This is a genomic window from Flavobacterium sp. KACC 22758 (assembly GCF_028736135.1).
In the GTDB taxonomy this organism is placed as follows: Bacteria; Bacteroidota; Bacteroidia; order Flavobacteriales; family Flavobacteriaceae; genus Flavobacterium; species Flavobacterium johnsoniae.
This window is the reverse complement of the sequence record NZ_CP117878.1, coordinates 2,735,717-2,757,611: the sequence shown is the minus strand read 5'-3', so window position 1 is coordinate 2,757,611 and position 21,895 is coordinate 2,735,717. Positions and strand designations below refer to the sequence as shown.

General features: G+C 32.3%; 20 protein-coding genes. 9 read left to right on the top strand and 11 right to left on the bottom strand.

Annotated features, from left to right (window positions below):
* Window positions 1-61: 61 nt before the first annotated feature.
* From PQ462_RS11855 to PQ462_RS11845, 3 genes are all read right to left on the bottom strand, one after another.
* Window positions 62-637 carry a Crp/Fnr family transcriptional regulator gene (locus PQ462_RS11855; protein WP_274253658.1) on the bottom strand — a complete coding sequence of 192 codons (576 nt, stop codon included), beginning with the start codon at window positions 635-637 and terminating at the stop codon, window positions 62-64.
* 16 nt (window positions 638-653) lie between these two features.
* Window positions 654-980 carry a hypothetical protein gene (locus tag PQ462_RS11850; protein ID WP_274253657.1) on the bottom strand — a complete coding sequence of 109 codons (327 nt, stop codon included), beginning with the start codon at window positions 978-980 and terminating at the stop codon, window positions 654-656.
* Window positions 981-1,044: 64 nt separating this feature from the next.
* Window positions 1,045-1,452 (bottom strand): hypothetical protein, encoded by a 408-nt coding sequence (locus tag PQ462_RS11845; protein ID WP_012024904.1) that lies wholly within the window; start codon window positions 1,450-1,452, stop codon window positions 1,045-1,047.
* A 125-nt stretch (window positions 1,453-1,577) separates the two neighbouring features.
* Between PQ462_RS11845 and PQ462_RS11840 the strand changes: the two genes are divergently transcribed.
* Window positions 1,578-2,006 carry a hypothetical protein gene (locus tag PQ462_RS11840; protein ID WP_274253656.1) on the top strand — a complete coding sequence of 143 codons (429 nt, stop codon included), beginning with the start codon at window positions 1,578-1,580 and terminating at the stop codon, window positions 2,004-2,006.
* 77 nt (window positions 2,007-2,083) lie between these two features.
* Here PQ462_RS11840 and PQ462_RS11835 read toward each other — a convergent pair whose 3' ends face one another.
* Together PQ462_RS11835 and PQ462_RS11830 are read right to left on the bottom strand one after the other, a co-directional pair.
* Window positions 2,084-3,343, bottom strand: coding sequence for a mechanosensitive ion channel family protein (locus tag PQ462_RS11835; protein ID WP_274253655.1), 1,260 nt, complete (start codon window positions 3,341-3,343; stop codon window positions 2,084-2,086).
* On the bottom strand, window positions 3,336-3,629 hold the full coding sequence (locus PQ462_RS11830) for a DUF3817 domain-containing protein (protein ID WP_121361232.1): 294 nt from the start codon (window positions 3,627-3,629) through the stop codon (window positions 3,336-3,338). Before PQ462_RS11830 ends, PQ462_RS11835 begins: the two co-directional genes overlap by 8 nt.
* 104 nt (window positions 3,630-3,733) lie before the next feature.
* Between PQ462_RS11830 and PQ462_RS11825 the strand changes: the two genes are divergently transcribed.
* The 4 genes from PQ462_RS11825 (at window position 3,734) to PQ462_RS11810 (ending at window position 8,789) form a co-directional block, all read left to right on the top strand.
* On the top strand, window positions 3,734-4,267 hold the full coding sequence (locus PQ462_RS11825; protein WP_121361233.1) for a DUF6155 family protein: 534 nt from the start codon (window positions 3,734-3,736) through the stop codon (window positions 4,265-4,267).
* Window positions 4,268-4,376: 109 nt separating this feature from the next.
* On the top strand, window positions 4,377-5,915 hold the full coding sequence (locus PQ462_RS11820) for a DEAD/DEAH box helicase (RefSeq protein WP_012024909.1): 1,539 nt from the start codon (window positions 4,377-4,379) through the stop codon (window positions 5,913-5,915).
* A 188-nt stretch (window positions 5,916-6,103) separates the two neighbouring features.
* A complete protein-coding gene (locus PQ462_RS11815; protein ID WP_274253654.1) occupies window positions 6,104-7,438 on the top strand; it encodes a DEAD/DEAH box helicase in 1,335 nt (444 codons plus the stop codon).
* Between the two features lie 82 nt (window positions 7,439-7,520).
* Window positions 7,521-8,789, top strand: a complete 1,269-nt coding sequence (locus PQ462_RS11810; RefSeq protein WP_274253653.1) for an NAD(P)/FAD-dependent oxidoreductase — start codon at window positions 7,521-7,523, stop codon at window positions 8,787-8,789.
* 74 nt (window positions 8,790-8,863) lie between these two features.
* On the opposite strand, the gene PQ462_RS11805 is transcribed toward PQ462_RS11810, so the two are convergent.
* Complete coding sequence (locus PQ462_RS11805) at window positions 8,864-10,090, bottom strand: multidrug effflux MFS transporter (protein WP_274253652.1); 1,227 nt, start codon at window positions 10,088-10,090, stop codon at window positions 8,864-8,866.
* Window positions 10,091-10,230: 140 nt separating this feature from the next.
* Between PQ462_RS11805 and PQ462_RS11800 the strand changes: the two genes are divergently transcribed.
* Window positions 10,231-10,650, top strand: coding sequence for a hypothetical protein (locus tag PQ462_RS11800; protein ID WP_149207392.1), 420 nt, complete (start codon window positions 10,231-10,233; stop codon window positions 10,648-10,650).
* Between the two features lie 64 nt (window positions 10,651-10,714).
* Here PQ462_RS11800 and PQ462_RS11795 read toward each other — a convergent pair whose 3' ends face one another.
* Window positions 10,715-11,122, bottom strand: a complete 408-nt coding sequence (locus PQ462_RS11795; protein WP_121361238.1) for a helix-turn-helix domain-containing protein — start codon at window positions 11,120-11,122, stop codon at window positions 10,715-10,717.
* Window positions 11,123-11,518: 396 nt separating this feature from the next.
* On the opposite strand from PQ462_RS11795, the gene PQ462_RS11790 reads away from it, so the two are divergent.
* The 3 genes from PQ462_RS11790 to PQ462_RS11780 all read left to right on the top strand — a co-directional run bounded on the left by PQ462_RS11790 (window position 11,519) and on the right by PQ462_RS11780 (window position 15,467).
* The gene (locus PQ462_RS11790) at window positions 11,519-11,938 is read left to right on the top strand and encodes an NUDIX domain-containing protein (protein WP_149207393.1); all 420 of its coding nucleotides are present in this window, start codon (window positions 11,519-11,521) and stop codon (window positions 11,936-11,938) included.
* Window positions 11,939-12,954: 1,016 nt separating this feature from the next.
* On the top strand, window positions 12,955-14,868 hold the full coding sequence (locus PQ462_RS11785; protein ID WP_274253651.1) for a DUF294 nucleotidyltransferase-like domain-containing protein: 1,914 nt from the start codon (window positions 12,955-12,957) through the stop codon (window positions 14,866-14,868).
* Between the two features lie 2 nt (window positions 14,869-14,870).
* Window positions 14,871-15,467, top strand: coding sequence for a 3'-5' exonuclease (locus tag PQ462_RS11780; protein WP_012024917.1), 597 nt, complete (start codon window positions 14,871-14,873; stop codon window positions 15,465-15,467).
* A 105-nt stretch (window positions 15,468-15,572) separates the two neighbouring features.
* Here PQ462_RS11780 and acs read toward each other — a convergent pair whose 3' ends face one another.
* The 4 genes from acs to ilvB form a co-directional block, all read right to left on the bottom strand.
* Window positions 15,573-17,483: an acetate--CoA ligase gene (gene acs, locus PQ462_RS11775; protein ID WP_274253650.1), complete on the bottom strand. Its 1,911-nt coding sequence runs from the start codon at window positions 17,481-17,483 to the stop codon at window positions 15,573-15,575.
* A gap of 499 nt (window positions 17,484-17,982) precedes the next feature.
* Window positions 17,983-19,452 carry a ketol-acid reductoisomerase gene (gene ilvC, locus PQ462_RS11770; protein WP_012024919.1) on the bottom strand — a complete coding sequence of 490 codons (1,470 nt, stop codon included), beginning with the start codon at window positions 19,450-19,452 and terminating at the stop codon, window positions 17,983-17,985.
* A 78-nt stretch (window positions 19,453-19,530) separates the two neighbouring features.
* Entirely contained in the window at window positions 19,531-20,052 is a 522-nt protein-coding gene (gene ilvN, locus PQ462_RS11765) for an acetolactate synthase small subunit (RefSeq protein ID WP_274253649.1), read from the bottom strand.
* 91 nt (window positions 20,053-20,143) lie between these two features.
* The gene (ilvB, locus tag PQ462_RS11760; protein ID WP_012024921.1) at window positions 20,144-21,838 is read right to left on the bottom strand and encodes a biosynthetic-type acetolactate synthase large subunit; all 1,695 of its coding nucleotides are present in this window, start codon (window positions 21,836-21,838) and stop codon (window positions 20,144-20,146) included.
* Window positions 21,839-21,895 lie beyond the last annotated feature (57 nt).

The window sequence follows — 21,895 nt, the reverse complement described above, 5'->3', positions numbered from 1 at the left end:
GAAGCAAAATTACAGGGCCGTTTACGGGCAGGCGATAACATTTGTTATCAAATTCAAAAGGTTATTTTTTGTGTGCCAATTTACTTTTAATTCGACTTAAATGAACGGTGCTTACACCAAGATAAGAAGCAATATAATGCTGCGGAACACGCTGAATTATTTGAGGTCTTTCTTCAATTAAACTGAGATAACGCTGAGCAGGGGAGTCTTTTATGAAAGAAAAAAAGTGCTTCATATAATCAAATGTTCTTTGAAAAAGCATATTGATTAAACGATCCCGAAGTTCCGGGATTTCTTTTATTTCCTCCAAAATTGTATCGACATCTTTTTTATGAATCCACCATAAAACAGAAGGCTCGATGGTTTCGACCACAACCGGACTAGGGAATTTTTTAATAAAACTTTCAATAGAAGCCACACTCTGATTTTCGAAAAAGAACTGTGAAGTCAAATCTTTTCCATTATTATTAAACCAAACCCTGATACAGCCTTTTTCGATTATAAAAAGCTTTTTAGAAATTTCGCCTTCTCCTATCAAAACGGTTTTGGCCGGAACTTCAATACGATTAAAATAACCGGTGTATTCGTTCCATTTCTCATCTGTTAAAGGGAATTTGTTTCGGAATTGGTTGAACATTGATAATGAAAGTTTTTTATTTTTTAACAATAATTAGATCTCCTGGAAGAAATCTTTTTGTGTGATCACTAAAAACTTCTATCCAATTTTCTTTTTCGTCACTTTCACAATCATCTATAAGTCGATACTCCGAATAACCAGTTTTCATGTCTGGTAAACTTATAATTTCTTTAATTGATTTTGCATCTAAATTATAAATTTCCGCTAAATCAATGAGATATAAGCATTTTTTTAAATCATCTTTATTTGAAATATTTGAGGATAAATTATTGCCTGTGCTATTTGAAAGTTGTTCTTCAATTTTTTGAAGTTCTTTTTTAATTAAATTCCTAACAAATTCCATTAGATCGTAATTTTGATATTAATACAAAACAGAACGAAAAAATATGAAACTAATTATCCAATCTTTACTTCGAATCAGATTCCACCTCAAACAACTGCACCTGACTTTTCAGTCTGTCAATCAACAAATTCATCATTCGTTTGTTTAAACTTGATGAATTTTGGATATAAGTATCATATTCTTCAATTGTAAAGAGCGCCATTACAATTCCTTTTAAAGAATTTCTAAACTTAATATCTTTTTGAATGGAATTTTCTATCGTCTGAAGTTTCTTTTCGACTGTATAGGAATAAAAATCGGGTTTATTTTTGTTTACGTAGTTAATAAAAACTGCAATAAACAAATCGTTTTGAAGTTTTAGTATAGGTCTAATCGTCTGATTTTGAAAGATCTCATCTGAAGAAGATTGAGCACTTACAGTTCCTAAAGTTTCGCCTCTGAATTCTCTTAAAAAAGTGTCTCTATCTGCCATGTTTTTTATTTAAATTTAGAAAAAAATCTAATACAAAAATCAAATTACAATATAAGTTATATTAGAAATTTAAGATTGAGTTCCTCATAATCTTATAATTCTTATATTGCTCTAAAAAAATCAAGATGAATATAAAATCATTTTCTTTCCTTCTTTTAATTTTAATTGCAATCGTGTCTTGTAACTCAAAGGAGAATAAAGATAATTATAAAGAAGTTTTTTATCAGGCTGTAAATGATAAAGACACAGCTGTTTTAGCAATAAAAGTAAGTGACAAACGCTTTTATGGACGCTACGAGATTTCATATTATCAGTTTGGAAAAGATTCCGGAGATGTAAGAGGAGATATTAAAGGAAATACATTAACGGGAGATTTTCATTATATTTCAAATGGCGGCAGCTGGAAAAGAATCCCTTTAGCTTTGCTAAAAAAAGATAACAAACTAATCCTGGGAAATGGTGTAATAGGAACTTATATGAATCTTCCGTGTTTTATTCAGGGAACTTTAACTTATAATGATCCTAAGTTTGTTTTTGAAGAAGTTAGGAAGTAGTTTTAAGTTTTCAGTCTCAGTTTTCAGTCTCAGGTTTTACTTGTACTGAAAAAAACTGAGACTGAATGCTAAAAAAATCACCTATCCAATCTTCCAATCTGCGATGGCAGTTCGAATATTTCTAGATCGAAATAAATAACAGAAGCCATAACATGATCGAAAATATCCGACATTATATATTCGTAGTTTGCCCAGCGTTTATCGCTCGAAAAAACATAAATTTCTAACGGAACACCATGTGCGGTAGATTGCAGCTGACGGCACATAATATGCATATTTTTGTTTAATCCCGGATGATCTAACAAATACTGCATAATATATTTTCTAAACATACCTAAATTGGTCATATTACGACCATTAAGCAAAAGAGATTTATCAATTCCTCTAAGCTCATTATATTTTTCAATTTCGGCTTGTCTGGTTTCGATATACGAAGTTACAAGCTGTATTCCTTTCATGTGATTCAAGTCATCATTGTTTAGAAAACGAATACTGCTGCTTTTTATTAAAACATGTCTTTTAATACGTCTTCCGTCAGATTTCTGCATACCGCGCCAGTTCTGAAAAGAATCTGAACTCAGGGCATACGTTGGAATCGTAGTAATGGTATTATCGAAGTTGCGGACTTTTACGGTTGTCAGATTGATTTCGATTACATCTCCATCGGCACCAAATTTATCCATTGTAATCCAGTCGCCAATACGAACCATATCGTTTATGGCAACCTGAACACTCGAAACAAATCCAAGAATTGTATCTCTAAAAATAAGGATAATAATAGCAGAAAGTGTTCCTAAAATGGTTAGTAATTCGCCTTTTTTGATTCCGAATAAAGTTGAAATAATCATCGCTACTCCAAAAATCCAAAGCACAATCATGATAACCTGAACAAAACTGTCGATAGGTTTATCGCTGTATTCCGGTTTTTGTTTTAAATAGTCGCGTAAAGCATTAAAAATGGTTCTAATGATCCATAAACTAATTAAAACGATATAAATGCCCACAATTTTTCCAAAAAGCAGTTCCCAGTATTCATACTTATCTAAAATAACCGGAACAGCTTTATAAATAAAGAAAAACGGAATTAAGTAGGCGGTATATTTTGTGGTTTTGTTGTGTATTAAATAATCGTCAAATTTAGTTTTGGTACGCTGGGCAAAAACGGCTGTAAGCGTAACCAAAACAAATTTGGCGAGATAATAAATTGCATATGCCAAAACCAGCATAATTGCAATATTAATAACAAGACTAATGTAAGACGCAAAATTGCGATTCATTCCCCAGTCTCTAAAAAGCGGATATAAAAAATTGAATATTTTATCCAAAAGCTTATGCATTTGCTTTAGTTTCTAAATACTTTTTCTCGATATAAAATGTTCCAAACGGAATTAGAGAGGCGATTAGTATAATTGCAAAAGTTTTAAAATCCCAGTTTTGAGATTTTTTTAGTAAAAAAGCCAAAATAATATAACCAATAAAAAGGATTCCGTGTGTCATTCCTAATGGTCTTAATAAAGTATGGTAAAGTTCAGGATTGTTAGTTTTAATGATAAGCATATTGGCGAATAAAACTAAATATGAGATTCCTTCTAAAATAGCGGTAATTTTAAAAATCTTAAGCATGTAGATATATTTTTGAGATTATGCAGGCAAAATTAAGTATTAGGATTGGTTTTTGAGTTATGTGTCAGGAAAGTAATTTACTTTTGTATTCTTAAACTTTGATAATGAGCAAACGCGATTTAAAAAAATATTTAGCCGAATTAACCAAAGAACAACTAGAGGAACAACTCATTGAATTGTATGAAAAGTTCAGTCCTGTAAAAGTCTATTATGACTTTGTTTTTAATCCAAAAGAAGACAAACTGCTGCAGGAATCTAAAGTTAAAATTTCGCATGAATATTTTCCGGTAAAAAAGCCCAATGCAAGATGGCGTCCAAAAGCAAAAATGCGGCGCTCTGTGGCTCAAAAAATCATAAAACATTTCATTTCTTTAGGTGTTGATTCATTTATAATTGCCGATTTGATGTTTTATAACATAGAAATTGCGCAAACGTATTCGTCAAATAATTTTATTAAGCAGGAATTGTTTTACAAAAGCATGTTTAATTCATTTGAGCAGGCAGTAAATTTTGTTATTTCAAATGGAATTTTGACTGAATTTAAAGCAAGAATTGAAGCAGTTTATCAGCAGACTTTGCAGCAAAAATGGAAAAACAGGTATGATTTTGAAGCAATTCTGGAGAAAATTGATTTTTAAAAACATTTCCTATAAAAAATCTTAGTTTAAAAAAAACATTTATTTTAGGTTAAAATAAGATGAATAACTGTTTTTTAGATGTATTTTTGCAAAAATCCAAAAATAAACAATGTCTCAAAACACTTTAGAAATAGAAAGAGAAGAGAAAAAAGAACTTTATGCATACCAAAAAGGCGATATTGATGCCATTTTTGACCGCTTAGATAATGCTCCTCCAAAACATCATTTATTGTATCAATTGCCAACAGGAGGCGGGAAAACAGTAATATTCTCAGAAATTGTACGTCGTTATTTATCTAATAATGACAAAAAAGTGGTGGTTTTAACACACCGAATCGAGCTTTGCAAACAAACTTCAAAAATGCTGAAAGGCTTTGGCGTAAGCAACAAAATAATCAACAGTAAGGTAAAAGAACTGCCGGACCAAAACGATTATTCTTGTTTCGTTGCGATGGTCGAAACTTTAAAAAACCGTATTAATGATGAAAAACTGCATCTTGATAATATTGGTTTGGTGATTATTGATGAGGCACATTACAATTCATTCAGAAAATTATTAAACTCATTTAAAAATGCATTTATTTTAGGAGTTACGGCAACTCCGTTGAGTTCTAACATAAAACTGCCAATGCACCAGAGCTATGACGAACTTATAGTAGGTGATACAATTGGCTCTTTAATAGACAAAGGATTTTTGGCCAGAGCTACAACATATAGTTATGATGTGGGTCTGACTTCATTAAAAGTAGGTATTAATGGAGATTACACCGTAAAATCTTCAGACGATTTATATACCAACTCAATGATGCAGGAAAAACTGCTTCATGCCTACACAGAACGTTCTTTAGGAAAAAAGACCCTGATTTTTAATAATGGTATCCATACCTCTTTATATGTATATGATACTTTTAGAGAAGCAGGTTACGATATCAGACACCTTGACAATACAAGCAGTTCTGAAGAACGTAAAGATATTTTACAGTGGTTTAAGAAAACTCCAGACGCTATTTTAACTTCTGTAGGGATCTTAACAACCGGATTTGATGAACCTACTGTTGAAACCATTATCTTAAACAGAGCAACAAAATCATTAACTTTATATTTCCAGATGATTGGCCGAGGTTCTCGTAAATTACCTGGTAAAGATGAGTTTACAGTTATCGATTTAGGAAACAACGCCGCTCGTTTTGGATTGTGGAGCGAACCTGTAAACTGGCAGCATATCTTTAAATCTCCTGAATTTTATCTGGAAAATTTAAGAGATGATACTGAAATCGAAATGTTCTTTAAATACAGCATGCCGCCAGAATTAAGAGCAAAATTCAGCAAAACAGCCGATGTAACTTTTGATATAGATGAAGAACATAAACTGGCTATTAAGCAAAATTTACGTTCTAAAATAGTATTAGACAAATCATTAGAACAACACGCCGCAATGTGTGTTGATAATACCGAGACACTTCAGGAAGCTAAAGCACTTTCTAAAGAATTAGATGATGATATCGAATGCCGAATTAAACGTTTTGCAAAATGTTTAAGCCAGTGCAGTAAAAACTACCGCGAATGGCTTCTGGATGATTACAAGCAAAGATTAACCTTGCTGGTAGGTAAAAAATACCGCGAAAAAATCATGAACGAACCGGATTGATAATTTAAAAGTTTTAATTGTTTCAGGTTTCATGTTTCAAGTTATTGGAATCTAAAACAATCTTAATAATTAAAAAGGAGAAATCGCATTTACAATATAAATGCGATTTCTCCTTTTGTCAAACTTATTAAGTTTCTGCTTAACTTGAAACTTGAAACAAATAAAAACAAAATAAACAAAAATAAAAAATGTCTAAACAATTCTCAACATTAGGAGTTTCAGAACCTATTTTAAAAGCTTTAAGCGAATTAAATATTGTTGAACCAACAGAAATTCAACAAAAAACAATTCCGCTTTTATTAGCTGAAAACCATGATGTTGTAGGTTTGGCTAAAACCGGAACCGGAAAAACAGCCGCTTTTGGACTTCCATTATTACAATTAATTGACACAAAATCAAGTGCTGTTCAGGCCGTGATTTTAGTACCCACAAGAGAATTAGGGCATCAGATTTTTAGAAATTTAGAAGATTTTTCAAAATATATCCCTAACATTTCAATTGCAGCAACTTGCGGTGGAATTCCAATAAAACCTCAAATTGAACGACTTAAAACTCCAACTCACATTATCGTTGCTACTCCGGGACGTTTAATTGATTTGATTCAGAGAAATGCAGTTGACTTAAAACAAACCCAATATTTAGTTTTAGACGAAGCCGACGAAATGGTTTCGATCCTAAAAGAAAGTCTGGATGAAATTTTAACCGAAATTCCTAAAAAACACCGTACTTTATTATTCTCAGCAACTTTGCCGGGAACTATAAAACAACTGGTTCAGAATTATTTGAACAAAAATGTAGTTCAGGTAAGCGCAAGTATGGAAGTTGTAGGCAATCAAGGAATTGACCACCAATATATTGTGGTAGACCCTATTGAAAAACTAGATGTTTTAATGCACTTTTTAAATTCGAGAGAAGGAGAAAGAGGTATTATTTTCTGTAAAACAAAAGCTGCTGTCAACAAATTGGCCAAAAATCTGGCAATAAACCGTTTTTCTTCCGGAGCTATTCACGGAAGTTTAACACAAGGAATTCGTGACAGAATCATGGAGCAGTTTCGCGAAGGTCATATTAATATTCTGGTTGCTACTGATTTAGCTGCAAGAGGAATTGACGTAAAAGAAATCTCTTATGTTGTAAATTACCATTTACCAGATGCTTACGAAACCTATGTTCACCGAAGCGGAAGAACTGCCAGAGCAGGAGCAAAAGGGCTTTCGCTGACTGTTTTACAAGAAGAAGAAGTTTTTGAAATTGCTGATTTTGAAAGAGAGTTAGGGCTTACATTTTCTAAGTTTCAAAAACCGTCTGCGTTGAGTATTGAAGAAAACAATACACTTTTATGGGCGAAACAAATCTTTAAAACAAAACCCAATCATGATATCTCAACTGATTTAAAAACGAAAATAAAAACCGTTTTTCATCATTTGACTAAAGACGAACTTATCGAGAAATTAATGGCAAATTATATTTTGCAAAACAAAATCGATATAGTTGATAAAACAGTTAAAAAAAGCAAAAAGTAGCAAAGATGACTTTTGTCATTGTTTATTAAAGTTGTACATTTATAAGGAATTATTTTATAATCCTACTTAATAAACAACATATATGAACATAGTCATAATAGGAGGTGGTTTTGCGGGAATAAATCTCGCAAAAGAGCTCGTTAACCATCCAGACATACAAGTAACCCTTGTAGACAAAAACAATTATAACTTTTTTCCGCCGTTAATATATCAAGTTGCGACAGCTTTTTTAGAGCCGTCAAGCATTAGTTATCCATATAGAAAATTTTTTGCTGGTAAAAAAAATCTTCAGTTTCGTTTAGGCGAACTTCTTTCTGTAGTTCCATCCGAAAATAAGATCATTTTAAATAATGGTGAATTATCATACGATCACCTTGTTTTTGCAACAGGAGCAGAAACAAGTTATTTTGGTATGGAGAATGTAATGAAAAACGCCATTCCGATGAAAACTCTTAATGATGCCATCGAAATGCGAAATACACTGCTTAAAAATCTTGAAAAAGCGGCCATTTGCAAAGACATGCGCAAACGTCGTAAATTATTAACGATTGTTGTTGCCGGAGGAGGACCAACTGGAGTGGAAGTTTCTGGAATGTTTGCCGAAATGCGAAAAAGCATTCTTTTAAAAGAATATCCAGAACTGGATACATCTGCAAGTAATGTATATTTAGTAGATGGAGGCGATGCACTTCTGGCTCCAATGAGCAAAGAATCTCAAAAAGACACTTTAGACGCCCTGACAAAATTAGGAGTTGTAGTAAAATTAAACACTAAAGTTGTTGATTACGTTGACGATACCGTATTCTTTGAAAGCGGAGAAACCATCAAAACTAAAAACTTAATCTGGGCTGCCGGAGTTTCTGCTAAAATTTTTGAAGGAATTCCGCAGGAAAGTTACGGTCGCGGCCGACGCATGGCTACAGATCAATACAATAAGGTAAACGGACTGGAAAATGTTTATGCAATTGGTGATACTGCAATTTTAGCCGGCGATAAAAATTTCCCTAACGGACACCCGCAAGTTGCGCAGGTTGCTATTCAGCAAGGATTAAATCTTGCGAAAAACTTTAAGGCAATGACAAAAAACAAACCGTTGAATCCTTTTATGTATAAAGACAAAGGTTCAATGGCAATTATTGGAAAAGCAAAAGCCGTAGTAGATTTACCAAGTCCAAAATGGCATTTTAAAGGATTTTTTGCCTGGATTATCTGGTTGTTCATCCACTTAATTTCTTTAATTACGTATAGAAACAGATTAAACACATTTTGGAACTGGATGGTTGCTTACTTTGCAAGAGACCAGTCTCTTAGAATGATTATCAGACCAGATAAAAAATCTCAGGAGAAATAAAAATTCCAATAGATTAGATAATATAAAAAAGCCAGAATCAAAAATTCTGGCTTTTTTATTGGAATTTCTACTCATTAATGAGCAGGTATATTATCATCAGCAGCTATTTCTACTTTATTTTTGATAAATCGCTTTCCAATATTTAAAACTATAAAAGCAATAATTGTAGTTACGGTCATGATAAGAACCATTGGCGCTACAGAATCCTTTACGAAAACTCCAACAGCAAATGAGGCCAAAGATCCTAATCCTAACTGAATTGCGCCCATTAAAGCCGAAGCACTTCCTGCATTTTTTGCAAAAGGAGCCATTGTAAGCCCGGCAGTATTAGGGTTTGAAATTCCTAAACAACCCAGGAAAATAAACAGGATCGCTATAGTTTCATATAAACCCAGTAAATTGTTTAAAGAAAGTATAAGAAAAACAATACTAACGGCAGACTGCAGAATTAATGCTGCAAAAATCATCTGTTCACTTGAAAATCTCTTTAATAAAACAGAATTTAACTGGCTTGAACCAATAAAACTTACAGACATAAAGGCAAAAATCCATCCATAGGTTTTAGCATCAACATGATAAATATCCATAAAAATGATAGGAGAGGCCGCTACATACGTAAATAATCCCGAAAATGCGATTGCTCCGGTAAATGCATACGTATAAAATTGCGGTTCTTTAAGAACTTTTAAAAAGTTCGAAATAATTGGTTTTGGTTTTAATGATATTGAAGTGTCTGGTTTGTAACTATTTGGCAAACCAATTTGAGCAGCAATCAAAATAGCAATTCCCATAAACATAAGTATAGAAAATACAGTATGCCAGCCATAATCTTCGGTAACATAACCGCCAATTGTAGGCGCCAGCATGGGCGAAAGCCCTAAAACAAGCATTAACAATGAAAATACTTTTGGAATATCTTTTACAGGAAATAAATCACGAACCATTGCTACAGAAGCAACTGTTGCGGCACAGCTTCCGATAGCCTGAATAAAACGCAAGAAAATAAATGTATCGATATCAGTTACATACGAACAGCCCAAAGAAGCTAAAATATAAACCATTAAACCAACAAACAATGGTTTTTTGCGTCCAAAACGGTCTAATAATGGGCCGTAAAGCAATTGTCCGGCAGAAATTCCAATGAAATAACTAGATAAACTCATCGAAACTTTGGCTACCGAAGTATTCAAATCTTTTGCAATACCAGAGAATCCAGGTAAGTACATATCGATTGAAAAAGGACCAAGAGCGGTTAAAGAACCTAAAATGAGAATGAGTTTGAGGTATTTTTTTGTTGTCATTTTATTAAAAAGAGGCTTATAATTTCCTGCAAAGATAAATATTTAGTATCTTGTTAGGTATATTAATTATCCTTTATCAAAACTGGGTATTATACAAGCTTTCAAAAATGTTTTGAAACAATAACTTAAAATTTAAATTTATGAAAAAATTCACTTTACTATTAGCACTTATTTTTACGACAATTTCATTTGCTCAGACCATTACATCAAAAAAAGAAGATGTGAGCCCGGCGCAGTATGATTTAATACAAAAAGTTAATCAATTTTATCCGGACATCACGGTAAATAAAACGATTACCAATTTTTATGCAGATGGAACTATTATTGACTCTCAGCAGGAATTTGATTTGACTGGGTCGAAATTTACAAGTTACAAACTAGGAATTGAACCTGATAATAAAAAATTGTTATTTGAATATGTATCCGATGAAACCGGTAAAGTTTACGGAGACGTTTCAGTTTTTAAAGGAAATGTTTTGAGAACAACATTCTCTGATAAAACAAATCAGATTGAAGTTTCGCTTAACGGAAAATCCGTTTATTTGAAAAAAATAAAATAATTTTTCAAATACGAGAAATTTAAAGCATCACATTACGTGATGCTTTTTTTATGAAGTATATTGTTTACTTGTTCTGAATCAATTTTTCCAATTTATCAATCATTTCCTTTTGCTGCAACAGCATACGCTCGTAAAGCTCTACCATTTTATCCAAAGGATTGAATGTACAATTGAAATTTGCCTGCGCACCATCTGTAAAAGTATTAGCAACAGCGCTGTCGTGGAAAGTATTTGCTATGATATTAATTGCTGAATCTTCGTCAAAATTCTCGATCGCTTCAACAGGTAATTTAAGAATTTTAGCAACTTGAGCTAAAATATCAGTTTCAATCAATTCTTTTTGCTCCAAAATAGAGATTTTCTTTTGACTCCAGTCTTCACCCAATTCAAAGGCAAGAGCTTCTTGTTTAATGCCCAGCATTTCACGGAAACGTTTTATATTTCTGCCTTGATGTATTTTCTTCTCTGTCATATTGATATGTATCGTAAATGTCAAATATAGGATTTTTACTTAAAATAATTAAAACATATTTTTTCATTTACATTTATTTATATGTCGATTTATCCTGAACATGGCTTAGTAATGATCGTATATAAATGCGATATTTGAAAAAAAATATTTTTATTTTCGAAATACGCGAAATTTGATGCAGTATATATTTGAAGCTTTTTTTTAAGCTGTAAATATTATCAGCTCAAAAAATCAATATTTGAGAAATAAAAAAAATATTTTTCAAATATGAGAAATTTGACGCAGTACCATAATGCATCAAATTTTATTTTAAAACCAAATTATGAGATATAGATAAATGCGTTATTGCTATAAAAGAATAAATAATTATACCTTTGATTTAAAAAGTAAGAATATATGATTCCAAATAGTTTTAGCGTAAGAACCTATGCAGTATGTGAAAATGAAGGTAAAATTTTAGGCCTGTACGAATATCACAACAACGAACTTTATTGCAAATTGCCTGGAGGCGGTGTAGAATTTGGAGAAGGTTTACTCGATTGTTTACATAGAGAATTTCAAGAGGAATTAAATGCAGAAATTGAAATTATCGAACATTTATATACACAAGAGGAGTTTATACAATCAATTTTTGATAGTACTAAACAAATTCTTATAATTTATTATATAGTTAAAATCAAGAATTTACAAGATATAAAAGCAAATTGCGCTGAAATACAAAGATTTGAATGGATTGACATAAATAATCATTGTTTCTCTTTACCTACAGATATTATCGCTGTAGAAAAATTCAAGGATAGAAAAAAAACTTTATAACTTAATATAGGGCTTATTTGTGTGATGCTTGTTTTTAAGCTGTAAATATGATCAGCCAAAAATTCAATATTTGAGAAATAAAAAAAATATTTTTCAAATATGAGAAATTTGATGCAGTGCCATAATGCATCAAATTTTATTTTAAACTAGATTATGAGGCATGGATAAATGCATTATTTCAAAAAAAAAATTATTATTTAGAATACGGGAAATATGAGGAACAATAATATGTACAGAAGAAATTCAATTAAACGTTTACAAACGGATAAAATGTATTTTGAAACTATATACAAATAATGTATAATTCAACTATATTGTAACATATTTTTGCTAAAAGATAACTTCCATAAAACTTTTTGATGTAAATATAAATCAATTCTAAAAAGAAAAAGTAAAATCAAAAACAAAAAAGTAAGTTTTTATTTACTTTATTATACGTCGATTATATTTCGAATTTTGTACTAAAAATATCTTTTTTAGTTTTTTAAAATTTCTGAAATACAAAGATTTGCCAAAAAAATAAAATCTGTTCTAGAGAAGTATAGTAAATTAAAGATTGATTGAAGATAAAATCAAAGATATACAAAAAATAAAATCCTTATTATAATTAAAAATCCTGAATTTTACAAAACCTGTACTACAAGCATTACTATTATATTTGACCTATAATTTATATTATGTAAAATAGAAATTATGAGAAAACCAATGCTCTTTTTTAGTTATACATATTCTTATTATCGTATTTAATAATCTTTACCACTGTTTGAGAAACCAATAAATTAGATTTTTTAATTAAATACGTACTCTATTGCTGATATTTATTAAATATTATTTTATACAACTATAAATCAAATATTTATGTAACTTTAATTTTTAAAAAAGCTTTTCAAAGCCTTGAATCCAGTAATTCTTAACATTTCTTTAAAATAATCAGATTCTGCTCAAGTTGCTTTCATTGTAAGACTAAATTTTATTATTTTTACATTGAATATTTTAAAAAATATTATCCACATTATATGAATACAATTGCTGAGCATATTGCAGATTTTTTAAAAGAATACCCGCCATTTGATAATTTAACCTTTCAGGAATTATCAGATATTGCTACAAATATTCGTGTTATCAATTTAGAAAAACATGCAGTATTGTTTCAAAATAATGATCCTTTGCACGACAGTTTTTATGTTGTAGCATCTGGCGTTATTAATTTAACTACAATTGCTGATGCTGAGGAAACTATTATTAATAAATGTCATGAAGGAGATATTTTTGGACTAAGACCTTTCTTTGCCAAAAACAACTATATGATGACTGCAAAAGCACGTGAAGAAAGCATTATTTATGCTATTCCTATTGCAGTATTTAGACCTTTTGTAGCTAACAATTCTGATGTTTTGAACTTTTTGCTTGAAAGTTTCGCCATAAATTCAAGACATACCAAAGATAACGCACGTTCTAATGGTAAATTAGATGCTGATAATGTGTTTATTGACCAGCAGTCAGAAATACAATTTATCCAGTCTCTTACCTATAATAACTCACCGTTAACTACTGATTCACATCATATTGTAAAAGATGTTGCGCTTTTAATGACAGAATCAATGGTTGATAATATTGTAGTTTGCGAAAAAAATCATCCAATTGGTATTGTAACTCATGCCGATTTAGCTTCTAAAATTGCAACCGGACGTTATCCAATTACTGAAACGATTGACAAAATTATGTCTTCGCCTGTAGTTACTGTAATTGAAAATGTTTCTCTTGCCGAGGCCCAGTTATTAATGCTGAAACATAATGTTTCTCACCTTTGCGTAACTAAAGACGGTACAAGTAAATCTGCCGTAAAAGGAATTATTTCTGAACACGATTTAGTTGTCGCTCAAGCTAGTAACCCTGGTGTTTTAATTAAAGAAATTAAGCGTTCACAATTACCAAAAGATTTAAAACAAATTCGCGATCGTCTGTCTGATTTGATTCAGAATTCGATTCAAAAAAATATACCTATTTCACACGTCAGCAATATTGCCAGCGAAATTAATCTGGCCATAATTAAACGCGCTGTAGAATTGTCTATTTTAGATTTAGGCTCCCCTCCTGCCAGATTTGCCTGGTTGAGCATAGGAAGCCAGGGGCGTAAGGAACAGCTTTTATTGACAGATCAGGATAGTATTTTGATTTTTGAAGATGTTGCGCCAGAGAAATACAGAGAAGTAAAAGATTATTTTTTAAGACTGGCAAAACGCACCACAGCGATTCTTGAAAAAGTAGGTTACGAATATTGTCCAAACGGACACATGGGAAGCAACATGCTTTGGTGTAAGTCATTGAGTGACTGGACAAAACAGTACAACAGCTGGATGAATACTCCAGGTGAAAACAGCAATGATTTGAGCAGTATTTTCTTTGATTATGAGATCGTAATTGGTGAACCAAAAATCGAAGAAGTTATTGAAAATGTGGTATTTAAAAATGCCGTAAACAATACTTTATTCTTTGATTTCTTAGGAAACGATGCTTTAAAAAGAAACTCGCCTTTGAGCTTCTTTAAAAAATTCATTGTTGAAGAAGAAGGACCGCATAAAGGAAAATTCGACATTAAAACCCGTGCTTTGATGCCTTTAATAGACAGTGCACGTTTATTGATTTTGAGTGCCAATATAAAAGGAATTAAAAACACCTATTTAAGATTCAAACAATTAGCGATAACCGATTCTAAAAACGCCGAAATATATTTAAGTTGTGCAGAAGCTTTTTTAACGCTTTCAAAGTTTAGAACTGTTGAAGGCTTTAAGAATGACGATTCTGGGCAATATATCAATTTAAGAGAAATGTCTAAAACAGACAAAGAGAAGTTAAAAAATGCTTTAACCCCGATGAAAGACCTTGAGGAACTAATTAAGAGTAAATTTCAACTTACACAATTCTCATAAATATGCTAGACTGGATTAAAAACATTAACAAGGATTATCCGGAATTCTGGAAAGAGTACTTGACAAAATTAGAAGCAAAACCCAGCAAATTTGTGGTTTTGTCTACTGAAACTTCTGGCTTAAATCCTAATAAAGATGTTATTTTGTCTCTTGGCGCTTTTTCGGTCATAGATGACAGCATTATAATTAAGGAAAATTTTGAAGCCGTTTTACTGCAGTACAAATTCTTAGAAGACAATGGTCTTTCTAACGAATTTATTATTGAGAGCAAAATGACAAAAATGCCCGAAGCTGAGGCCTTAGAAGCTTTTATTAACTTCTTGGGAAATGCTGTTTTGGTTGGTCATCATATTAATTTTGACATTGAAATGCTTAACGCAGCTTTAGAAAGATTAGATTGCGGCAGGTTAAAAAATGAAGCGCTTGATATTGACGTTATGTACAGAAAATTAACTGACATTAACGACAAACAGTTTTCTTTAAACGATTTATGCGAAATTTATAAAATTCCAAAAAGTGACAGAAATTCATCTGCCGAAGATGCTTACAAAATTGGGCTTCTGTTCTTAAAACTAAAATCGCGTTTGGGAATTAAATAAAAAATAGCACTTTGCAGGACTTCGACTTCGCTCAGTCTGACATAAATTGTGAACATAAAAAAAGCCTCTTAAAAATTAAGAGGCTTTTTATTTATTTATCGAGAATTATACAATTCTTTCTTTCATAATTTGTTCTACAACTTCAGGATTTAATAATGTAGTTGTATCTCCAAAGTTAGAGAAATCACCTTCGGCAATTTTACGTAAAATTCTACGCATAATTTTTCCTGAACGAGTTTTTGGTAAACCAGAAACGAATTGGATTTTATCTAATTTCGCAATTGGCCCAATGTGATCAGAAATATACTGGTTGATCTCTTTTGTTAAGTTTTCTTTATTTCTAACTTCTCCGGTTTCTTTCAGGATAACAAAACCATATAATGCATTTCCTTTAATATCATGAGGGAATCCAACAATTGCAGATTCGGCAACCGCCTGATGTTCGTTGATAGCATCTTCAATTGGTGCAGTTCCTAAATTATGTCCAGAAACAATTACAACATCATCTACTCTACCTGTAATTCTGTAATATCCTACTTCATCGCGTAATGCACCGTCTCCTGTAAAATATTTTCCAGGGAAAGCAGAAAAATACGTTTCTTTATAACGATCGTGGTTATTCCAGATCGTTCTGGCGATTCCAGGCCATGGAAATTTAATACATAAACTTCCAACTACTTGATTTCCTTCAATTTCGTTGCGTTTTTCATCCATTAAAACCGGCTGAATTCCCGGTAATGGTAAAGTTGCATAAGTAGGTTTTGTAGGCGTAACAAAAGCAATTGGCGAAATCATGATTCCACCGGTTTCTGTCTGCCACCAAGTATCTACTACAGGACATCTCTTGTCTCCAACGTGGTCGTTGAACCAGTGCCAAGCTTCTTCGTTGATTGGCTCTCCAACAGATCCAATTACTTTAAGAGATTTTAGAGGATATTTTTGAATATAATCTAAACTTTCTTTTGCTAATGAACGAATCGCTGTTGGCGCTGTATAAAATTGTGTGATTTTATGTTTTTCGATAATATCCCAAAAACGGCTGAAATCAGGATAAGAAGGAACACCTTCAAAAATTACAGTAGTTCCTCCATTTAACAATGGTCCGTATAATATATAAGAGTGTCCAGTAATCCATCCAATATCTGCCGTACACCAAAAGATATCATTTTCTTCGTGGCTGAATACGTTTTTGAATGTATAAGCTGTATAAACCATGTATCCCGCTGTTGTATGCACCATTCCTTTTGGTTTTCCTGTTGATCCAGATGTATATAAAATAAACAAAGGATCTTCGGCATCCATAATTTCTGCAACACTATTATCAAGAGCTGCATCTAATAATGGCTGTAACCAAATATCACGGCCTTCTTTCATAGCAACTTCTGTTTTAGTTCTTTTTACAACCAAAACTTTAGAAACTGACGGACAAGTATCTAAGGCTTCATCAACAATTCCTTTTAAATCAATTGTTTTATTTCCTCTGTAACCACCGTCTGATGTAATAACCATTTTACACTCACAGTCATTAATTCTGGCAGAAACTGCAGAAGCAGAAAATCCTGCAAAAACTACTGAGTGAATTGCTCCAATTCTGGCACAGGCCAAAACAGCAACTGCTAGTTCAGGAATCATTGGCAGGTAAATGCACACACGGTCTCCTTTACGGATTCCCTGCTCACGCAAAACATTTGCCATTTTCGAAACTCTTTCGTAAAGCTCGTTGTATGTTATATGTAAAGCTTCTTCAGAAGGTTCATTCGGCTCAAAAATAATAGCCGTTTTATCTCCTCTTTTGCTTAAGTGTCTGTCGATACAATTTTTGGTGATGTTAACCTTTGCTTCAGTAAACCATTTTACTTCGGCATCGGCCATATTAAAATCAACAACTTTTTCCCACTGTTGATACCAAGTAAAATTTTCTTCAGCAATTTTTCCCCAAAATTTTCTCGGCTCTCGTATTGACTTATTGTAATGTTTAAAATATTGTTCTAAATTTTCAATTTTATAATAACTCATAGTTTTGTGGAATTTTTTTATAAATGTATTAAATATGCTTCTATTCTTAAAATTATTTAATTCATAAATTTTGGCAAAAAAAAACATATAATAAATAAAATATAAGCTTTTTTTAAAGTTATCCTAAAAAAACATATTTTAAAGGAAAATGTAAATCACAAAAAAGGCATGACAAACAAATTATCACACCTTTTTATTTAACAAATTTCAATAACAATTAATTCTGTAATTTCTGCATTACAATACTTTATCTATTTTGAAAATAGCAGCATCTTTATTAATTATAAATAGAAATTTCAACAAGTATATTTTTTGTTTAAAATATACCCCGTTTTCGGGATCAGCTTCACTTAACTTACTTGTATCACAGAAGTTAAGTGAATGCAATATGCATCTATATCTATTTACTTAATAAGTGCTTACTAATTCAAAATATTAATTCAAAACATTGATACAGAGCAAATTCCACCTTAACATGGGCGGAAATTCCCAAATTTATTTATCCAATTTTTTTCATTGCTGTCATAGACTCACGTAACCAGGCTCCTACTTCTTCGATAGGGTGCTGACGAATTTCTTTGTTAACTGCAATTAAAACTGTATTATCTACTCCGTTTGAAGTTGAGAATGGTTTACCAATAATGTTAGTTTCTACTTTTTTCATGAATTCAGTCAATAATGGCTTACAAGCATGATCAAATAAATAACATCCGTACTCAGCAGTATCAGAAATTACACGGTTCATTTCAAATAATTTCTTTCTAGCGATTGTGTTTGCAATTAATGGTAATTCGTGTAATGACTCATAATAAGCAGATTCTTCGATGATACCAGCTTCAGTCATAGTTTCAAAAGCTAACTCAACACCTGCTTTTACCATAGCAATCATTAATACTCCATTATCAAAATATTCCTGCTCAGAGATTGGAGCTTCTTGCGGTGCTGTTTTTTCGAAGTTAGTTTCTCCAGTTGCAGCTCTCCATTTCAATAAGTTAACATCGTCATTAGCCCAGTCGATCATCATAGTTCTTGAGAATTCTCCAGAAATAATATCGTCTTGGTGTTTTTGGAATAAAGGACGCATGATGTCTTTTAATTCTTCTGCTAATTCGTAAGCTTCAATTTTAGAAGGATTATTTAAACGATCCATCATGTTTGTAATACCACCATGTTTCAAAGCTTCAGTGATAGTTTCCCATCCGTATTGAATTAATTTTGAAGCATAAGCTGCATCTATTCCTTTTTCAACCATTTTATCAAAACATAAAATAGATCCAGTTTGAAGCAATCCGCAAAGAATAGTTTGCTCACCCATTAAATCTGATTTTACTTCAGCTACGAAAGATGATCTTAAAACTCCTGCTTTGTGTCCACCAGTTGCTACAGCATAAGCTTTTGCCTGATCTAAACCAAATCCGTTTGGATCGTTTTCCGGGTGAACTGCAATAAGTGTTGGCACACCAAATCCTCTTTTGTATTCTTCACGTACCTCAGAACCAGGACATTTTGGAGCACACATAATTACTGTAATATCTTTACGAATCTGCATTCCTTCTTCAACAATGTTGAAACCGTGAGAATAAGCTAAAGTTGATCCTTGTTTCATTAATGGCATAATAGCATTAACTACAGAAGTATGCTGTTTATCCGGAGTAAGGTTACAAACTAAATCAGCCGTTGGAATCAACTCTTCATAAGTACCTACTTTAAACCCGTTTTCAGTTGCATTTTTATATGAAGCTCTCTTTTCTGCAATTGCATCTGCACGCAAAGCATAAGAAATATCTAAACCTGAATCTCTCATGTTTAAACCTTGATTCAAACCTTGTGCACCACAACCTACAATGACAACTTTTTTACCAGCTAATGCTGAAATTCCGTCTGCAAATTCTGATTGCTCCATAAATTCGCAAACTCCTAGTTGCTCTAATTGTAATCTAAGTGGTAGTGTGTTGAAATAATTTGCCATTTTGTTTTAAAATATTAATGAAATGAAATTTAATAATTGATTATTTTTATGATTACGGCCTAAACCGTCTTTAAATTGTTATTTGAATGTTTCGAGTAATGTCGAAATTTCCATTTTTTGTTTAGAAACCGAAATTCTGCCTGAACGAACAAACTGCATAATACCGTAAGGTTTGAATTTTTCGTATAATTCTTCAATTTCAGAACGTCTTCCAGATTTTGAAATCACGAAAAAATCTCTTGAAACCGTTACAATTGTAGACTGGCTTTCTTTGATGATATTCTGAATTTGTTTTTCATCAAACAATAAGCTTGAAGCAATTTTAAAAAGTGCATTTTCAAGATAAATCGTTTCTTCATCTGTATGATAAAATGCTTTTATAACTTCAATTTGCTTTTCGATCTGGCCTACAATATTTTGAACCCATTTTTCAGTTGTATTTACTACAATGATAAATCTTGAAACATTTTCTATTTCTGATTCTGAAACATTTAGACTTAATATATTAATGTGACGCTTTAAGAATATTCCAGATATTCTATTTAACAAGCCTACGTTATTTTCTGAGTATACCGATATGGTAAATGTTTTCTCTTCCATGTTGTTTTTAGTTTTTTTTTGTTTCAAGTTTCAAGTTTTACTCCCGATGGCTATCGGGATTGAAACTTGAAACCTAAAACTTGAAACTTTTTTAGCTTAATCTAATTTCTGAAACGCATGCTCCGGTTGGAATCATTGGAAAAACGTTGTTTTCTTTTTCCACCATAACTTCTAAGAAATAAGAATCTTTAGAAGCCAGCATTTCTGCAACAGCAGCATCTAAATCTTCTCGCTGTGTTACTTTTTTAGATTTAATATGATATCCTTCGGCAATGGCAACAAAATTTGGATTAATCATTTTTGTTGAAGCGTATCTGTTATCAAAGAACAATTCCTGCCATTGACGTACCATTCCTAAAAACTCATTATTTAGAATTACAATTTTTACAGGAACCTGAGTCTGAAAAATCGTTCCTAATTCCTGAATTGTCATCTGAAAACCTCCATCACCAATAATAGCAACAACTTCACGGTCTGGTCTTCCCATTTTAGCTCCAATTGCAGCCGGAAGCGCAAATCCCATTGTTCCTAATCCGCCAGAAGTAATATTACTTTTTGTTGAATTGAATTTTGCATAACGGCAGGCAAACATTTGATGCTGTCCTACATCCGAAACTATAATAGCATCACCTTTTGAGTGTTTGTTGATCATTTCAATAGTCTCTCCCATTGAAAGACCAGCTGATGATGGATTTAATTCGTCTTTAATTACTGAATCAAATTCAATTTTAGCCAATTCTTTAAATTCATTGTGCCATAAATCGTGTGATTTTGCATCAAGCAGCGGCAATAAAGCAGCTAAAGATTCTTTTACATCACCTAAAACAGCAATTTCTGTTTTAACGTTTTTATCAACCTCTGCAGGATCAATTTCGAAGTGAATTACTTTTGCCTGTTTTGCATAAGTTTTTAAATTACCCGTTACACGATCGTCAAAACGCATACCGAAGGCAATTAATACATCACATTCATTTGTCAGCAAGTTTGGTGCATAATTTCCATGCATTCCTAACATACCAACATTTAAAGGATGATCTGTTGGCAGAGCCGAAAGTCCTAAAATAGTCCAAGCTGCCGGAATTCCTGATTTTTCAAGAACTGCTTTAAATTCAGCTTCAGCCTGACCTAAAATAATTCCCTGACCGAAAACGATAAAAGGTTTTTTAGCACTATTGATTAAGGCTGCAGCTTCGGCAACTTTATCTAAATTTAATTTCGGAACCGGATTATAACTTCTAATTCCTGTACATTTTTCATAACTAAAATCGAACTCATCAAACTGAGCATTTTTAGTAATATCGATTAAAACAGGCCCTGGACGTCCAGAACGAGCGATATAGAATGCTTTTGCAATAATTTCAGGAATTTGAGAAGCTTCGGTTACCTGAAAGTTCCATTTTGTAACCGGAGTTGAAATTCCGATGATATCTGTTTCCTGAAAGGCATCAGATCCTAATAAATGTCTTCCAACTTGTCCTGTAATACAAACCATTGGAGTTGAATCGATCTGAGCATCGGCAATTCCGGTTACAAGATTTGTAGCTCCTGGTCCAGAAGTTGCAATTGCAACACCCACTTTTCCTGTTGCTCTCGCATATCCCTGAGCAGCATGCGTTGCACCTTGTTCGTGACGTACTAAAACGTGGTGCAGCTGATCCTGAAATTTATATAATTCGTCGTAAACCGGCATTATAGCTCCTCCCGGATATCCATAAATTAAGTCTACTCCTTCTTCTAATAAGCATCTAATAACGGCTTCGGCGCCTGATATTCTAATTGTTCCCATTTGGTAATTTTATTGTTTAGAATTTGAAATAATTACAGTTTTCAAACTCATATTTTT

Coding starts and splice junctions, on each gene's coding strand:
- PQ462_RS11815 (WP_274253654.1), top strand. CDS start 6,104: ATGTCTAAACAATTCTCAACATTAGGAGTTTCAGAACCTATTTTAAAA.
- PQ462_RS11800 (WP_149207392.1), top strand. CDS start 10,231: ATGAAAAAATTCACTTTACTATTAGCACTTATTTTTACGACAATTTCA.
- PQ462_RS11795 (WP_121361238.1), bottom strand. CDS start 11,122: ATGACAGAGAAGAAAATACATCAAGGCAGAAATATAAAACGTTTCCGT.
- PQ462_RS11835 (WP_274253655.1), bottom strand. CDS start 3,343: ATGCATAAGCTTTTGGATAAAATATTCAATTTTTTATATCCGCTTTTT.
- ilvB (WP_012024921.1), bottom strand. CDS start 21,838: ATGGGAACAATTAGAATATCAGGCGCCGAAGCCGTTATTAGATGCTTA.
- PQ462_RS11805 (WP_274253652.1), bottom strand. CDS start 10,090: ATGACAACAAAAAAATACCTCAAACTCATTCTCATTTTAGGTTCTTTA.
- ilvC (WP_012024919.1), bottom strand. CDS start 19,452: ATGGCAAATTATTTCAACACACTACCACTTAGATTACAATTAGAGCAA.
- PQ462_RS11840 (WP_274253656.1), top strand. CDS start 1,578: ATGAATATAAAATCATTTTCTTTCCTTCTTTTAATTTTAATTGCAATC.
- acs (WP_274253650.1), bottom strand. CDS start 17,483: ATGAGTTATTATAAAATTGAAAATTTAGAACAATATTTTAAACATTAC.
- PQ462_RS11830 (WP_121361232.1), bottom strand. CDS start 3,629: ATGCTTAAGATTTTTAAAATTACCGCTATTTTAGAAGGAATCTCATAT.
- ilvN (WP_274253649.1), bottom strand. CDS start 20,052: ATGGAAGAGAAAACATTTACCATATCGGTATACTCAGAAAATAACGTA.
- PQ462_RS11785 (WP_274253651.1), top strand. CDS start 12,955: ATGAATACAATTGCTGAGCATATTGCAGATTTTTTAAAAGAATACCCG.
- PQ462_RS11780 (WP_012024917.1), top strand. CDS start 14,871: ATGCTAGACTGGATTAAAAACATTAACAAGGATTATCCGGAATTCTGG.
- PQ462_RS11825 (WP_121361233.1), top strand. CDS start 3,734: ATGAGCAAACGCGATTTAAAAAAATATTTAGCCGAATTAACCAAAGAA.
- PQ462_RS11855 (WP_274253658.1), bottom strand. CDS start 637: ATGTTCAACCAATTCCGAAACAAATTCCCTTTAACAGATGAGAAATGG.
- PQ462_RS11790 (WP_149207393.1), top strand. CDS start 11,519: ATGATTCCAAATAGTTTTAGCGTAAGAACCTATGCAGTATGTGAAAAT.
- PQ462_RS11810 (WP_274253653.1), top strand. CDS start 7,521: ATGAACATAGTCATAATAGGAGGTGGTTTTGCGGGAATAAATCTCGCA.
- PQ462_RS11850 (WP_274253657.1), bottom strand. CDS start 980: ATGGAATTTGTTAGGAATTTAATTAAAAAAGAACTTCAAAAAATTGAA.
- PQ462_RS11820 (WP_012024909.1), top strand. CDS start 4,377: ATGTCTCAAAACACTTTAGAAATAGAAAGAGAAGAGAAAAAAGAACTT.
- PQ462_RS11845 (WP_012024904.1), bottom strand. CDS start 1,452: ATGGCAGATAGAGACACTTTTTTAAGAGAATTCAGAGGCGAAACTTTA.